The sequence below is a fragment of the Hydrococcus rivularis NIES-593 genome (assembly GCF_001904635.1).
In the GTDB taxonomy this organism is placed as follows: Bacteria; Cyanobacteriota; Cyanobacteriia; order Cyanobacteriales; family Microcystaceae; genus Hydrococcus; species Hydrococcus rivularis.
In genome coordinates, this window is the sequence record NZ_MRCB01000011.1 from 39,834 (window position 1) to 54,789 (window position 14,956).

At 45.5% G+C, this 14,956-nt stretch carries 18 protein-coding genes; 6 read left to right on the forward strand and 12 right to left on the reverse strand.

Going from position 1 to position 14,956, the window contains the following annotated elements; all coding sequences use genetic code 11:
* Nucleotides 1-84: 84 nt before the first annotated feature.
* On the forward strand, nt 85-240 hold the full coding sequence (locus NIES593_RS24105) for a hypothetical protein (protein WP_175561107.1): 156 nt from the start codon (nt 85-87) through the stop codon (nt 238-240).
* Nucleotides 241-300: 60 nt separating this feature from the next.
* Nucleotides 301-990, forward strand: a complete 690-nt coding sequence (locus NIES593_RS11000) for a PEP-CTERM sorting domain-containing protein (RefSeq protein ID WP_015144041.1) — start codon at nt 301-303, stop codon at nt 988-990.
* 68 nt (nt 991-1,058) lie between these two features.
* On the opposite strand, the gene NIES593_RS11005 is transcribed toward NIES593_RS11000, so the two are convergent.
* From NIES593_RS11005 to NIES593_RS11015, 3 genes are all read right to left on the reverse strand, one after another.
* Nucleotides 1,059-3,002: an FAD-dependent oxidoreductase gene (locus NIES593_RS11005; protein WP_073599619.1), complete on the reverse strand. Its 1,944-nt coding sequence runs from the start codon at nt 3,000-3,002 to the stop codon at nt 1,059-1,061.
* A 72-nt stretch (nt 3,003-3,074) separates the two neighbouring features.
* Nucleotides 3,075-3,644, reverse strand: a complete 570-nt coding sequence (locus NIES593_RS11010; RefSeq protein ID WP_073599620.1) for an IS630 family transposase — start codon at nt 3,642-3,644, stop codon at nt 3,075-3,077.
* Nucleotides 3,645-4,266: 622 nt separating this feature from the next.
* Nucleotides 4,267-4,695 carry a hypothetical protein gene (locus NIES593_RS11015; protein ID WP_217651878.1) on the reverse strand — a complete coding sequence of 143 codons (429 nt, stop codon included), beginning with the start codon at nt 4,693-4,695 and terminating at the stop codon, nt 4,267-4,269.
* Nucleotides 4,696-4,837: 142 nt separating this feature from the next.
* On the opposite strand from NIES593_RS11015, the gene NIES593_RS11020 reads away from it, so the two are divergent.
* Nucleotides 4,838-5,806, forward strand: a complete 969-nt coding sequence (locus NIES593_RS11020; RefSeq protein ID WP_073599621.1) for a tyrosine-type recombinase/integrase — start codon at nt 4,838-4,840, stop codon at nt 5,804-5,806.
* Between the two features lie 92 nt (nt 5,807-5,898).
* Here the strand turns inward: NIES593_RS11020 and NIES593_RS11025 are convergent, their stop codons facing one another.
* Complete coding sequence (locus NIES593_RS11025; RefSeq protein ID WP_073599622.1) at nt 5,899-6,177, reverse strand: hypothetical protein; 279 nt, start codon at nt 6,175-6,177, stop codon at nt 5,899-5,901.
* Nucleotides 6,178-6,380: 203 nt separating this feature from the next.
* Complete coding sequence (locus NIES593_RS11030) at nt 6,381-6,938, reverse strand: shikimate kinase (RefSeq protein ID WP_073599623.1); 558 nt, start codon at nt 6,936-6,938, stop codon at nt 6,381-6,383.
* 117 nt (nt 6,939-7,055) lie between these two features.
* Between NIES593_RS11030 and NIES593_RS11035 the strand changes: the two genes are divergently transcribed.
* A complete protein-coding gene (locus NIES593_RS11035) occupies nt 7,056-7,271 on the forward strand; it encodes a hypothetical protein (protein WP_245817421.1) in 216 nt (71 codons plus the stop codon).
* A gap of 10 nt (nt 7,272-7,281) precedes the next feature.
* On the opposite strand, the gene NIES593_RS11040 is transcribed toward NIES593_RS11035, so the two are convergent.
* Nucleotides 7,282-7,845 carry an alpha/beta hydrolase gene (locus tag NIES593_RS11040; RefSeq protein WP_073599624.1) on the reverse strand — a complete coding sequence of 188 codons (564 nt, stop codon included), beginning with the start codon at nt 7,843-7,845 and terminating at the stop codon, nt 7,282-7,284.
* Nucleotides 7,846-7,996: 151 nt separating this feature from the next.
* On the opposite strand from NIES593_RS11040, the gene NIES593_RS11045 reads away from it, so the two are divergent.
* A complete protein-coding gene (locus NIES593_RS11045) occupies nt 7,997-9,292 on the forward strand; it encodes a hypothetical protein (protein WP_073599625.1) in 1,296 nt (431 codons plus the stop codon).
* Here the strand turns inward: NIES593_RS11045 and NIES593_RS11050 are convergent.
* The 4 genes from NIES593_RS11050 to NIES593_RS11065 form a co-directional block, all read right to left on the reverse strand.
* Entirely contained in the window at nt 9,289-9,579 is a 291-nt protein-coding gene (locus NIES593_RS11050) for a 4a-hydroxytetrahydrobiopterin dehydratase (protein WP_073599626.1), read from the reverse strand. The genes NIES593_RS11045 and NIES593_RS11050 overlap by 4 nt on opposite strands.
* A gap of 30 nt (nt 9,580-9,609) precedes the next feature.
* Nucleotides 9,610-10,341: a S1 family peptidase gene (locus NIES593_RS11055; protein ID WP_073599627.1), complete on the reverse strand. Its 732-nt coding sequence runs from the start codon at nt 10,339-10,341 to the stop codon at nt 9,610-9,612.
* A 194-nt stretch (nt 10,342-10,535) separates the two neighbouring features.
* A complete protein-coding gene (locus NIES593_RS11060) occupies nt 10,536-11,702 on the reverse strand; it encodes an IscS subfamily cysteine desulfurase (RefSeq protein ID WP_073599628.1) in 1,167 nt (388 codons plus the stop codon).
* Nucleotides 11,703-11,790: 88 nt separating this feature from the next.
* Nucleotides 11,791-12,618: an acyl-CoA desaturase gene (locus NIES593_RS11065; protein ID WP_073599629.1), complete on the reverse strand. Its 828-nt coding sequence runs from the start codon at nt 12,616-12,618 to the stop codon at nt 11,791-11,793.
* Between the two features lie 151 nt (nt 12,619-12,769).
* Here NIES593_RS11065 and NIES593_RS11070 point away from each other — a divergent pair, with 151 nt between their 5' ends.
* Entirely contained in the window at nt 12,770-13,975 is a 1,206-nt protein-coding gene (locus NIES593_RS11070) for a TetR family transcriptional regulator (RefSeq protein ID WP_073599630.1), read from the forward strand.
* Between the two features lie 10 nt (nt 13,976-13,985).
* On the opposite strand, the gene NIES593_RS11075 is transcribed toward NIES593_RS11070, so the two are convergent.
* Entirely contained in the window at nt 13,986-14,180 is a 195-nt protein-coding gene (locus tag NIES593_RS11075; protein ID WP_073599631.1) for a hypothetical protein, read from the reverse strand.
* Nucleotides 14,181-14,296: 116 nt separating this feature from the next.
* On the reverse strand, nt 14,297-14,815 hold the full coding sequence (locus tag NIES593_RS11080) for a hypothetical protein (RefSeq protein ID WP_139253680.1): 519 nt from the start codon (nt 14,813-14,815) through the stop codon (nt 14,297-14,299).
* Nucleotides 14,816-14,956: the final 141 nt, after the last annotated feature.

The following is a 14,956-nucleotide window of genomic DNA, read 5'->3' on the forward strand; positions in this document are numbered from 1 at the left end:
AACTAGAGCGAAAATCATAGCTTAGCGCTCCAACTATAGCCTAGCTTAGAGAAAGCTAACCCAGTTTTTTCAGGAATCTTCCCCATGGAAGTTGTATTAAATTCAGGACAAACTGGACAATCGTTCCAGATTGGTAAAAAAAACACGACTTATCTTGCTTTAGTCGATTATGGGTCAAAATCATTGGTTAAACTGGCGATTGCCAGCCAATTATTTCTGCTGGCGATCGCTAACCGTTGACTCTCGATTAAAGTTAGATTAGTCTATCCAGAGTAACCTAGCCAAGGTGAGGTAAAGAGAATGGAAACAAAATTGCTCAAAGCTGCTTTAGTGGCTCCGCTAGCCGCAGCCGGACTAGCGCTATCTGTTAATTCTGCCGAAGCTGCTACTTTTAGCACCGATCTAGGTGGCTTCGATCTCGGCGGTGGAGTCAATGTTACTGGTAGTCTTGGTGCGGATGGAAAAGCGGGTACTGAAGACGACAATGTTACGTTTAGTTTTAATCAAACTCGCGTTCTGACAGGCAGAGGAATTTATTCCGGGCTTAGCGGCACTGAGGCTACGATTAAGGATCTGACCCTGGCGCCAGCGCCTCTCAACCCTCAAGGGACTGTTTTACCGTTGGACGATTTCGTATCTTTAGCCAACGGAGAGACTTTTACGCTAGCTTCCATCAATGCGCCTGAATTTGTAGCACGTCCAACCCCTGGCGGTCAGCCAACTACATTCGTTCAGTACTCTTTTGATGGCGTGTTTAAGGGTAGCTCGGGAACAACCTTGATCGGAAGAGGAATTTTTACTTCTCAATTTACTGGCACGGTAGACGATCTTCCCGGACTCCTTGCTAATGGCGGTCTTCAGACTAGCTACTCCGCATCTTTTGCCGCCGTTCCCGAACCCCTAACCATCGCTGGTGCAGGGATGGCAGTAGGATTTGGCGCATTTTTCCGTAGAAAAACCCAAGGAAAAGCTAAGGCAAAGAAAGACTAACTAGGTTGTAGCTAGAAATTTTCGGGCGTTGCTAGATCGGCAACGCCTTTACTTTGACCGATCGATGGTTAAATTTTCAACAGTCCTTCAGGATTGACCGAAAAGATCGTTCTTCTGTGTACCCCTTCTCGCTGAAGAATTTCATTAGCCGCAAGCAAACCGCTACTAACGGCTCTCTCCATTAATCCGCAGGGAAAAGGCATTTTTACCCAATCTCCGGCAAGCATTAAATTGGGAATTTCGGTGCTGGTTTGGGGGCGATCGCAGTAGCTATTGGGCGGATAGCCAGAAAAATTCTTCTGATTGACCAATTCTCGATGGAGAACGGTTGCTTGTGCGAGTTCTGGCACAATTTCGTACAATTCCTGCTCGAAGGTTTCTAACAGGACTTCTTGAGTGGGAAAGTCTTTTTCTTTGTAACAGTAAGCATGTAACTCGACTACGCTGCCGCCAGTACGCTTTGCCCAGTCGATAAATTGCTCCTGAATGCGGTGATAGAGGGTGATACTGTCGGTAAGTTGGTAACCGGAAAGGGAGGTAAAGTTGCTGTGTTCCCAATCAAAATCGCGATCGAACCAGAAACGACCTATGGCAAAGGGATCGGCGATCGCTAATTTTTCTACCCGCGCTTTAACCGTTGAATTGACCTCGCCCGTCATTAGTCCAAATAAGTGCTGTACCCCAGGAACGTCTGTGGCGATAACGTAATAATCTGCCTGAATTTTGTCTCCAATTGGAGACAAAATTGGCGACGCAGCGACTAACTGCACCGACTCGCCTTGCCGTTGAAGGATATTAAAACGCGGTAAGTCTCGTTTGGCAGGACCTCGCACTACTTTTCCTCGCTCGTCATACAACGCGCCGTGGCAGGGACAGAGAAACTTACCATCGGCTTGTCGCCCTACCGTACAGCCCTGGTGAGTACAAGTGAGAGAAATCGCTTCATCGCTTCCTGGTTTGACGGCAAAAACGCGATCGCCCGCTCCGTAATATTCTAATCGTTCCTCTTTGAGGAAGGGATTGCGTTCTACCCAAAACGGAACGTCGGTGTAGCTGTTTCCTGTCTGATAGGTTAAATAGTCAATTTGTCCATTTTGGCAGTGAATTTCGCTGATGGTTACTTCGGTCATAATCTTGCCGCCGTTGCGCGCGATCGCACGAGCAATGGGTTGTACTAAACTCGTTCCCATATCGTCTCTAGTGCCGTTAAAAGCCAAACCTTCGGGATTGCCAAAAAAGTAGAAGTGGAAAAACTGCAATAATTCTCCCGTACTCAATACATCGGGCGCGTTGAGGCTCGATTTGGCGAAGGGAAGAAAATAGAGATCGTACAATCCTTGAGGAAAGCCTCCCCGTGCCCAGTCAGTTACGGAAATACTATCGAGGCGGTTGAAGCTTTTGGGAATTTGGAACCCTGTAATCGCGCGAAACACCTGCCAGTGAGAGGGTTTGGTTAGGTTAATTCCCCAGCGAAATCGATTGGGAGAGGAAATCGCCAAGTCAACGATATTCCAAGGAAAAGCCGAGTGACTGGGACGAAAAATTTCGGGAGCGTATTGCCCCTGACGAAACACTAGGGAATAAAATTCTAACGATTTAAAATTGTCGCTAATTTCTAGTTCTTGAACTAGGCTATTAAGGTTGTAGTACTGCGGGAAAAAGCCATGAAAGCCATGTTCCATCATAAACTCTTCTTCCCCTACTTTAATTTTCCAACTGGCGATTTTACCACCCAAATTGGGCGATCGCTCCAACAAGGTAACGGCAAAGCCTCGCTGACTCAGTTCGTAGGCACAAGCTAGTCCCGCTAACCCTGCTCCAACGACAACAACGGTTTTTTGGCAATCGAGTCGGTACGGTAGCGCCAAACTATCTTGAATAAATACCGACGGCTGGGGTTTCCAAAAGCGAGAATATCCTACCAGTCCTCCAACAGTGCCAACGCCGAGCAGTTTTAGGGCAGTTCGTCGAGAAATCGATGGGAGAGAAGAAGATCGTGATAGCTGATTCATGAACTCCTCAGACTCGTTTACGGGTTTAATTGTGTTATCGATCGAATTATTGTTAATAAATGTAATACCAATTTAAATAGCTTCTAGAGCAGATAGAGCATCGAGGATAAAGTCATATCCAGTTAAGGAAGCAATCACTTCAGACGTTAAATTATTGAGCAATCGATCGAGCTTGGTCTGTAGCTGCTCCAAGGCCTTGAACGATGACCATTTGAGGTCTGCTTTAAGATGTTGCCACAGTCGCTCAATCGGGTTGAGTTCCGGTGAATAAGGCGGTTGGAAAAACAAGATGACGTTCTCTGGAATCTCCAAATCCTTGCTGGTATGGAACCGTCCATTATCAACCTGGAGAATGTTGAGACTGTCCGGGAACTGTTGGGAAAATTCATCCAGGAACCGCTGATAGCAGTCGCTATCGACATGCGAAAACTGCAAGAACAATGCGTTTCCCGTTGCAGGTTCAACAGCTCCATAAAGCCAAAATGCTTGGAATAGCCACTGCCATTCTCCAATCGGCTTCACCCCGCAAGCCGTAATCACTTTGCCCATTATGGTTCTCAATCCAAATCGACTCTCATCTTGAGCAAAAAAACGAATCGGTCGGGGGTCGCTTTGGGTTTGGCACTCAAATTGACTTAACAGTTCGAGGTCGTCAGCAAGGTTTGCTTAAATGCCTCGCGCTTGGCGGGGTCTTGCTTCCGAACGGCGCACCCGTGTCCTCCTCTTTTGGCGTTTTCGCTTGACGTAATCGAACGGCTAACTCGTCCGCACTTTCTTTCACTTCGATTGAAGTCATCCCAACCATGAGAAGCACCAGCAACGTTGCTTCTCAGTTTAAGTCATCCGCTACTTCTTCAGTTTAAATTGGTATCAGTTCGACGAGAAAAATTGGAGCAAAGAAGAAGCTGAGACCTATGCTGGAACTAGCACCTCTTGAAGTCTCAGCTATGAACTTAAAATCTCGTCTCGATCTTACCGAAATATTTTGTGAGGTAGATGATTTCTATCAAAGCTTTGAAAAACACTAAGGAACTAGCCCACGTTATTTCAAAAATACGTTGTTCTTTCTCGCTCCCGATAAAACTAAAGTAGTTCGCACCGTTATGGAGAACTGTCGGACGCTGAAGTTCGAGCGTTAGGCATTCGAGTACGAATAGAGTACCACTATTGTCTTAATCAGGGAGCTAGCTAAACGTTTTCGAGTTGCAAAAAGCTTTATTCAAAAGATTTGAGCTAGTGACTCATCACCATGTTTATTTGAAAATCACTCTAGAAATCGGTAAAAAAGCAGTGGAGCAATGGCAATCCAGATGAGGACTACTATCCAGACTCGTCCTGCCAAGATGTTGTAGTCGCCAAGAAGCTGATTCCATGAATGTCCCACCACGTAACGACCAAAGATGAATTCAAAGGTAACAGTAAGCCCAAGCCAAATTAATCCAACTGCGATCGCTTGTTTGGGCGACTCAATCCCCCAAAGAGACATAAGTCCCCAGATATAAAGACCGAACAATAAAACGCCAGTAGCAGTCGAAATCTGATGGGCGCGTAACTCACTGACATACCTCCCGTAAGTCGCCTCTCGAATCATGGCATTGATGATGGCTAGCACCACCATAGGAATCCATGCCAGAATATATCGCCAGAGTGAAAGGGATAACATCGTATGCCGCTCGCCGAATATAGCTAGCATCTTTTTTATGGATATTTATACAGTACTATTATCGGTTATTTTCAGAACTCGTTTGGAACGACTTGGGCGATCGCTCCATCATTATTTATTGCTTGCGCTCGGTAATTGAGCATTAATAGTATGTGTGTCGAAAAAGTTTAGAATGAATGACTCTCTAAAACTAGCTTCTACTCTTCCTTCTCTAGCATCTCTCGTCGAACGAGATATCCTTCAAGAACTCCTAGCAGATAAAAAATCCCCCAATACTCGCCGCACCTACGCTAAAAGCCTGCGCGACTTTTTCCAAACGATTACAGGAGACCAAACAAGAGAACCGACAATCGATCTCGTTCAAGAATTTTTAAGCCTAGATCGATTCAGTGCCATTTCCCTGGTGCTGAAATACAAAGGGATGCTCGTCAATAAAGGGTTATCGCCAGCTACAATTAACGTGCGACTCTGCGCGATCGCAAGTTTAGTAAACTACGCTCGCAAAATCGGAAAATGCGACTTCAGTTTGGAGGATGTAGAAGGACTGAAGGTGCAAAATTATCGAGATACGACGGGAATCGAACCAGAGAGTTTTAAAACAATGATTTCGCTTCCCGATACCAATACCCTCAAAGGAAAGCGAGATTACGCTATTCTCAGGCTACTTTGGGATAATGCTCTCAGACGCAATGAAATTAGACTCGCTAATGTGAAAGATTTCGATCCAGATGGGGGAAAACTCTGGATTCAAGGGAAAGGCAACAGTCAAAAAGAAGCCATCGATCTCAGTCCGCAAGCGATCGCAGCTATCCAAGCTTGGATAGCCGCGAGGGGCAAAGTCAATAATTCCCAACCGTTATTTTGTACTTTAGATAGAGCCACCAATGGACATCGAATGAGCGGCAATGCTATCTATAAAATCGTCAGAAATACTGCTGCTGCGGCTGGAATCAAAAAGATCGTCAGTCCGCACCGCATTAGACATAGTGCCATTACCGCCGCTTTGGACGCAACGGGTGGGGATACTCGTAAAGTTCAGAAGTTATCTCGACACGCCGATTTAAATACCCTCACTCGATATGACGATAATCGCCTTCGCCATCAAAAAGAAGTGACGACGATTTTAGCTGATTTAATTTAGTTAGGATTGCGGCACTTGCTAGAGTGCTAGCATCTGATCATTGTCTGCTTAGTTCGATGCTCGACGTTCTAACTCTCATTGATTGAAAATCTTTAGGATGCAAGTAATTCTTGCGATTTTACGGAGGCGATCGCTTTAGTGCCTTTGGTTGAACTGAGAGAAACTGTCTCGGATTGCCCAAGGGCAGCTTTTTCTAACACTTGCACTTCGATATTGACACGGATGAGATAAGAACCCGCTTCATTTCCCACGGCTTGGGCGATAATCTCATTGAAATCCGGGCGTTCGCCAGTAATGGGATGTCTGAGGATACATTTATCCCAGTCGTATTGTGCCTGGGGATGGATGCTGAGAACGAAGTGGTAAGTCATGGGAAAAATCCTCAATTCGCGATCGATGCTTTTCTTCTCGATTATAGTATATTTGTACCAATTAATCCCGCATTTTCACGAAGTTAGAGGAAGACGCGGTGGGCGAAGAAGTTCGCCCACTCAAACCGTCCGTTGAGGCTTCGCCGTGAGACGGCGGAGTATCTCTAACCGATAATTACACGAGGTCAAAGCATGCCTTATCCCTACTGCCACTCTAGAGGAGTGGCTTTGGATTTGAGAACTGTAGGAATTTGTTCGATTAGTTTGGCAGTAATTTCTTGTGGGGTTTGATTTTGGGCGATCGCGATCTGTAGATCGGCTTGCTGATACAGCGGTCGTCGTATCTCAAGTAAAGATGATAATTTCTCGGCGCGATCGGCGGCTTGCAGAAGGGGTCGAGTGGTATCTTCTGCTAAGCGTTTCTGAAGCAATTCTACAGGAGCATCGAGCCAGACGATCAAGCCATGATGAAGATAGCTCCAGTTTATAGGACGCATGACGATTCCGCCACCCGTAGCGATGACGCTTTTGGTATAAGCAGATAATTCGGCTAGAACCTGCGTTTCTAGTTCTCGGAAGCGTTCTTCTCCTTGGCGCGCAAAAATCTCATTAATCGTTTGTCCCGCCACGCGCTCGATTAAAACATCCGTATCAAAAAAACGGTAGCCTAATTGTTGTGCCAAAATTTGACCTACCGTAGTTTTCCCCGTCCCCATAATGCCGACGAGGAAGACGCTGACTCCTTGTAACAAATTAGTCATGCTTGATAGATTATTGCAATTGATGGTAATGATTAACAAAAAAACTTTACTAGGTGTAAAACACTATACAGCACTAGCTGGAAGTATCTAAGCTATTCTATAGAAGAAAGGTCAGTGGTGAAAAAAGCAGATATGGCAAGCTCAACGATTTCTCCCAACCGTGAGTTTAAAGAAGACCACAAAATTTGGGACAGTTTAAAACAAGCGATCGCCCTTAGTTCTGGATTCAAGCGCTGGCAAGAAGAACAAATGACAAAAGAGCTTTCTAAAACAACTCTTGACGATCGCGTTCGCCGTTATCTGCAAGAAACCCTTGCAACCTTGGCGTATTAAAGCTTATCGGCTACAGTTTGATTTCGAGATCGTCTAGCCGTCTTGCAACATGATTAATAACATTGTAAAGTTCGACTAGGCGATCGCCATCGACATGAATCTCATAAGTTGGATAGTTTTCTAAAACTTCGATAATCTGGATCTGATTATCTGGCACGGCAGAAACCACCAACGCCCCTCGCAGAGATTGACGGCTTGCCCTCTCAGAAGGCGTATGAACGATTTCGCTGGCGCGATCGAGGAAAAATTCGCCCACAGGACTATTGAGAATTTTTGAAAGCTGAACGGGATCGACCTCAACCTCTTTTTTCAGTACCCGTTGAAGTTCATCGGGTTCGGTGTCAGCTATCTTGAGATAGTTTTTTAGCGAGGAAGGGGCTTCACCTGTATCTACCAAAGTTCTCAAGTCAGAAACTGGGATGGATTCCCGTAAAACCCGGTACTTCAAAATAACTCGTTCTGCTGCACTTGCAGGAGTAACACTCAATTCCATCCCGACTCCCGCCAGCATTATACTCAATAAGATTTTGAAATTTCGGAAAAGGCTTTTAAATCGAATATTAGAGCGTAACATAATTTTCCCCTCATAGTTTTTTCGATCCTAACGGTAGGGTTTAGCAATTCTGTATGACTAATGAATGGTTGAATGAAGACTCACAGAAACAGGAAAATTGTCAAAATTTTATACTAGAAGGGAAAAGGAAATTTTTAGAGAGGCAAGGGGCATGACTCTGAATCCTGCCATCATGAAAGCTGTCGAACAATCAGGGTATCGCGTTACAGTCGGCGATGTTGCTGCCAAAGCCGGATTGGAAGTTAATCTAGCACAGCAAGGACTGCTCGCATTGGCATCTGATGCTGGAGGACACATGCAAGTTTCGGATGTGGGAGAGATAGTGTATCTCTTTCCCAAAGACTTTCGTGCGATTCTTCGCAATAAATACTGGCAGCTACAGCTAAAGGAATGGTGGGAGAAAGTTTGGAAAGTTGTATTTTATTTAATTCGCATTTCTTTTGGTATTGTCCTGATTGCTTCGATCGTTCTCATGACAATTGCCATCCTGATTATTCTTTCTAGCAGTCGCGATAATGAAAATTCTAGCGATCGCGGCGATGGAAGAGGTATGATTTTCCTGCCTTCCTACTGGGATATTTTTTGGATACTCGATCCCGGTTACGATTACAATCGCGATCGCTACCGACAGCGATCTGCCGATCGTGCTTCCGAATTTAGCAAACAAATGAATTTTTTGGAGGCAATTTTCTCCTTTTTATTTGGCGATGGCAATCCCAATTTTGACTTGGAAGAACGTCGTTGGCAGCAAATAGGCACGGTTATTCGCAACAGCGGCGGTGCGGTAGTCGCTCAACAAATCGCACCTTATTTAGATAATATTAATGCCTACAATAGCGAAAATGAAGACTATATTTTACCCGTGCTAGCACGTTTTAATGGGTACCCTCAAGTTTCTCCAGCAGGAGAAATTATTTATTATTTTCCCCAATTACAGGTAACGGCTAGAAGACAAGAACAACAATCCGTAGCCCCTTATTTGCGCGAAAAATTATGGCGCTTCAGCGAAGCAGGAAGCGGACAAATCACACTCGCAGTCGGATTGGGAATTGTTCAGTTTGTTCTGGCAATAATCCTTGGTTCTCTCTTGCGCGATTATCCGGTGGCAGGAGGATTGATTGGGTTTGTGAGTGCGATTTACGGGGTTTTGTTGGCGTATGCGACGGGATTTTTAGTCATTCCTGCAATTCGCTATTTTTGGATTCAATGGCGCAACAGTAGAATTCAAGAGCGCAATCAAAAACGAGAAGCCCGCGCCGCATTAGTCAGTAACCCCGATGCACAATTAAAGCAAAAACTTGATTACGCCCGTCAATTTGCCAACCAAAAAGTGATTACCGATGCCGATATTACTTATTCAACCGAGAAAGATTTACTAGAGCAAGAAAGCGAGCGATCGGATAAGATCGACGAAGAATGGCGTAGACGTTTGGAATCGGGTTTCTAGAAGTTAGCTAAAGAATTTGCCTTTCTAGCCCATTCCACGTCTTTGTGAGTGATGCCGCCAGAATCGTGGGTAGTGAGTTCGACACTCACGCGGTTGTAAACATTGAACCACTCTGGATGGTGCCCCATAGACTCCGATACAAGCGCCATGCTGCTCATAAAGCCGAAGGCGCTTACAAAGTCTGGGAACTGAAATTGCCGATAAAGTTTTTTATCCTTCACTCTCCAGCCGGAGAGTTGACTGAGTTGCTGTTCTAGTTCTTGTTGCGAAAGAACGGGTGCGCTCATAAAAACCTCGCGATCGCGATGGATAAATTATTAATTAGTATATCTTCGAGGACAAGCGATCGCAGAAGCAGAGGGATCGGGAATGGTCTTAATGACCTGAGAGTGCCAGCGTTGAAATTGGTCGATTTTAATTCCCGAACCGACAATTTCATCGTCAGAATTTAATCGAATCAAACCGTTAATGCCTACCAAGCGACCTTGTTGGTCTAGGATGGGACCGCCGCTCATGCCGACTCTAACCAAGTTAGTATAAGATAGCGAATAACCCGCTGGCAGTTGAGAGTCGATCTCGGTTAATTGTCCTTGAGAAGTGAAAAAAACTCGGCTGTGCAATTTCCCGCCAGAATTCGCCCAGCCGCCAACATAGACAGTTTGTCCCGGACTGAGTTGGGTGGGATTCCCTAGCTGAGCGATCGCATAAGGAATTGTACTAGAAAAAAGAAAAATAGCTAAATCTAATTCGGGGAGTTGTCTGATAGTGTCAGACTTAATTGAGTAGCATTTTCCATCGGGAGCCACGATCCCATAGCTGCCAGTCGGTTGTAAAACATGAGCATTGGTGAGAACCGTATAAGTCTGTCCCCGGCGTTCCACGATGACTCCGCTGCCTCTGGCGGTTCCCTCAATACGCACGGTAATTGTCTGCGCTGCTTTTTTTAACTCCGGTACGGAAGCGAAAGCAGTGAATTTCTTTAGCGGCAAGTAGATAGCGACAGCGATAAAAGCAACGAAAGGCGGAAAAAACCTTGGCAATGAAAGCATGAAGAATCGAAGAAAGTTTTAGAGCCTGAACTATAGCAATCCTAAATTAGTTATGAACATTGTAGTGCGGAAAGCGTAGCGTGTCCCTTAGGACATACGTCCCGCTCGCGAGCGGGACGCTCGCACTACATTAAAAATAGACGCTCACAAATCAAATAGGATTGCTATATAACATCCTACCTATCCTACAACTATTAGACTTTGACGACGGCTTGGCGAAGAGATTGGATAGTTGCGATCGCGTGTTGTGCTACTTTATCGATCTCTTCAGTCGTAGTAAACCTGCCAATCCCAAATCTGATCGAAGCATAAGCGAGGGATTGAGAATGTCCCAATGCCGTTAGAACGTGGGAAGGAGCCGTCGAAGTAGACGAACAAGCCGAACCGGAAGAGACGGCAACGACTGGCTGCAAGCCGAGCAACAACGCCGCACCATCTACGCCTTCTACGCTTATATTCAGATTGCCGGGTAGACGCTGCGTCGGATGACCGTTGAGATGAATTCCGTCTAGTTGAGCGAGTTGTTGCCAAAGTCGCTCTCGCAATTGCATCTGGCGTTTTGATTCCGATTTGAGTTCGGCTAAACCCAATTCTACTGCCTTGGCAAATCCGACAATTTGCGGCGTACATAGAGTACCAGAACGCATTCCCCTCTCGTGTCCTCCCCCATGCATTTGAGCGGCTAAATTGACTCTGGGATTGCGACGGCGGACGTAGAGAGCGCCAATTCCTTTGGGACCATAAACCTTATGTGCAGTCAAAGACATCAGATCGATCTTCATTTTCTGCACGTCTAAAGGAATTTTGCCAATCGCCTGCGCCGCGTCGGTATGAAACAAAACCTCATGCTGGCGGCAAATTTTTCCAATTTCTTCTAGAGGCTGTATTACCCCAATTTCATTATTGGCTGCCATCACTGAGACTAAAATCGTATCGGGACGAATGGCTTCCTCAAGTTCCTCTAAATCGATTAGTCCGTCCTGGCGAACGGGTAAAAACGTTACCTCAAAGCCCAAACTTTCTAGATAATGACAGGGATCGAGGACGGCGTTATGTTCGGTTTGGGGGGTAATGATATGTCGTCCTTTGCTGAAATAGGCTTCGGCAACGCCTTTGATGGCTAAATTATTCGCTTCGGTAGCGCCGCTAGTAAAAACGATTTCTTCAGGCGTACAACCAATCGCATCTGCAAGCATTTCGCGAGCCTTTTTTACTGCCGCTTCTGCTTCCCAACCATAAACGTGAGTAATGCTAGAAGGGTTGCCAAAGTGTTCGCTAAAGTAGGGCAACATGGCATCTAGCACCCGTTTGTCCATCGGCGTTGTCGCGTGGCAGTCTAAGTAAATGGGACGTTGAGACATGGTTAAAAAAGTAGGCGATCGCAGATTTCTCTATAGTTAAGCTAACTTATTTAGATGACTTGGATCGCGATCGCCGTTGCTATTAAACTCAGGTTGTGACGATATTCTTGGCTAAACCCAACATCTTTAATCCTTGAATTACCCACCAAGTCGGATCGATTTCCCACCAACGCTGTCCGGCTTTGGCTACGCGGGGATGAGCGTGATGGTTATTATGCCAACCTTCTCCATAAGTTAAAATTGCTGCCCACCAAAGATTGCGAGAGCCGTCCTCTACAGGAAAATTACGATATCCCCGTACATGGGTAGCGGAGTTAATTAACCAGGTGCTGTGCCACAGTAAAACTGCTCTCAAAAACATGCCATAGATGACAAAAGACCATCCGCCCAAACCGTACAACAGCAAGCCCAAAGGAATCTGAAGCCACAGGAAGTTACGATTCAACCAACGATAATAGGCGTGTCGGTCTAAATCGGGCGCATATTTTTTATAGGATTCGTAGTTGAAAAAAGCTTCTCGTGGGTACAACAGCCAAAGCATATGGCTCCACCAGAAACCCCGTTTTGCTGAATAGGGGTCTTTCTCTTCATCCTCAGTATAAGCGTGATGTAGGCGATGCGACGACACCCAAAAGATCGGCCCTCCTTGTAGCGCCATAGCCCCGATGGTCGCTATGACATATTCCAACCATTGCGGCACCTGAAGGCTGCGATGGGTTAAAAGGCGATGATACCCCAAACATATACCGATACTACCAAACAGCCAGTGAAGCGCGATCGCTACGCCTAAAGCCGACCAGGAAAAGAACCACGGCGCCAACAACGCTAATGCATGAATGACGGCGAAAAAAGCCACACTTCCCCAGGAAAGCGCAAGCTCCTGCTTGCTCTCTGGCGTAATCAATTGTTTTGTCATTATTTTGTCCTTAAAAATCTTTTAGTACGCGCATCAGCCCATCCCAGCTTTATCGCTATAATTGTGGATGAGACATGCAAGTAATACTTACATTTTGTAGTGTAGCGACTTTTACTCAATTGTGCAAGTGTCACTTGCATTTAATAAACTTATGACTGCTCAAAAAAAATCGACGAGAACCCGTCTGATTGAGGCAGCACTAGAGTTATTTGCTGCCCAAGGAGTCACAGAGACCACAACTAAAGCAGTTGCCGAACGCGCACAAGTCAACGAAGTCACCTTATTTCGTCACTTTGGCAGCAAGTACGGACTTCTTTTAGCTGTAATGGAAGAGTATGCGAACTTTGCCCAGTTGGGTAAAGCGCTAGTCGAACAAGCTATCTCAAAGAAAAGTATCGCTGAGGCGTTAAAAGCTTATGCCCAGGAGAGCTTACAAGCGCTTGAGCGAGTGCCTGAATTAGTGCGCTCTGTGGTAGGCGATGCGGGTCAATATCCACTAGAGAATCGCTTAGCCATAGGAGAAGGCTTGAGTCAAGCCAATCGTCGTGTGGCTGAATGTTTGGCAGACGCGATCGCAGATAGAGGCTGGCAGAGCCGTTTTCCAGCTGAGAAATTAGCAAGTTTGCTCAATGGGTTGTTATTGGGTTACTTTATCATTGACTTGACCAGCGAAGGAGACGCACTTTGGGAAGGAAAGGAAGATTTTTTAGAGAGTTTAGTAGAATTATTTTTGCACGGCGCGATCGCACCCCAAACCCCTACCACTGCCAAAGTTGCTCCAATAGCCGATCTACCCAGCAATTTAGTTCATGCAATTCTCCAACGAGCCAGGAAACTTGGGCGACAAGAGTATGCTTTGGCGTATGTTTTGTTTGGAGGGGGGTTAACTGCCACAGAAATAGTTCGTTTAGAGCGATCGCACTCTTTGAGCGACTCTCACCAACATATTTTGCAGATTAATTGCGGCGCAGTTCGACAAGTTCCTCTCGCTCACTGGATTATGGGAAAACGCTATGGTTCTTCTACTAATAATCCTTTGACGCAATGGCTCAAAAGTCGTAAAGACGATCGAGCAGCTTTGTTTCTCAACCAAGAAGGACAACCCATGTCCGAGCAGGAATTACAAACTTTATGGCAGAACTTAACCCAAGGTTTACTGACACTTGAGGGAAAACCCCCAACCATCGAACAAGCACGCCAGACTTGGTGCGTAGAAATGTTGATGAAGGGAATTGCGCTAGAGGATTTGAGTATCTTGAGCGGCATGGACATCGAAGAACTACAACCATTTGACCGAAGAGCCAGAGAAAAGGCAGCGATCGAACAAGCTCATCGCCTCGATCGCAAATCTGGCTAAGATCTATTCCTTATTTGACTCTAAATTTTTCGAGAACGGCGAAAAATTCTTTCTGTCTGGTTTCTTTTTCCTCTTTAGTAAAAGCTATATCGATGTTCTTAACTAACGGAGACGAAGCATCAATAGTTTCGCGATATCTTTTAAGTGCTGCTGCTACATCTGGATCGTTCCAATTGATGTTGTCATATTCAAGTTTGAGCGTCATTTTTACCCTCCTGCTCAGGAAAAAATAAAAACGCGATCGCACTCCTGATAAATTGAAACATCCGCGATCGCTATTATCTCATTTTGACAAGATTTTAGGGTTTGGCTAGCTAGACGCTATTTCAAGATTTTTGTAGCATCTTCCATCCAGTTTCCGGTATCGTCGGCTGTATCTTCAACCCAATCTCCGGCATCGTTTACAGCATCTCCTGTTGCTTCCCCAGCATCTTCAATAGCTTCTCCGGTGTCGTCTACAGCATCTTCAGTAGCTTCCCCTGTGTCGTCGGCTGCATCTTCAACCCAGTCTCCGGTATCGTCTACTGCGCCTTCTATAGCTTCCCCTGTGTCGTCGAGTGCGTCTTCAGTGTCTTTTCCAACATCTTCAAGGTCTTTTCCAGCGTTTTCTAAATCCTCTCCAGCCTCTTCAAGGTCTTCTCCAGCACTTTCTAAATCCTCTCCAACCTCTTCAAGGTCTTCTCCAGAGTTCTCTAGATCGTCCTCTACAGAACTCGATATTTCTGTTACAGATTCTCCTATATCGTCAGCTCGTGCGAGCAGATTAAAAGGAAATATTGCCAAGCTAAGGGCAACTAGACTACCAGCTAACAGTTGAAATAAGTGTGAGATTTTCATCATGCGCGCTCCTTTAATATCATTAGATGCGGCTAGTACTATTCTAGCGAGTGAAAGCATTCAATATTTAAGTTGCTGATGTCAGTAAATCTTGCATAAACCAGATAAACTCGCGCCACAATTTCTTTTAGAAGAAATTCCTTT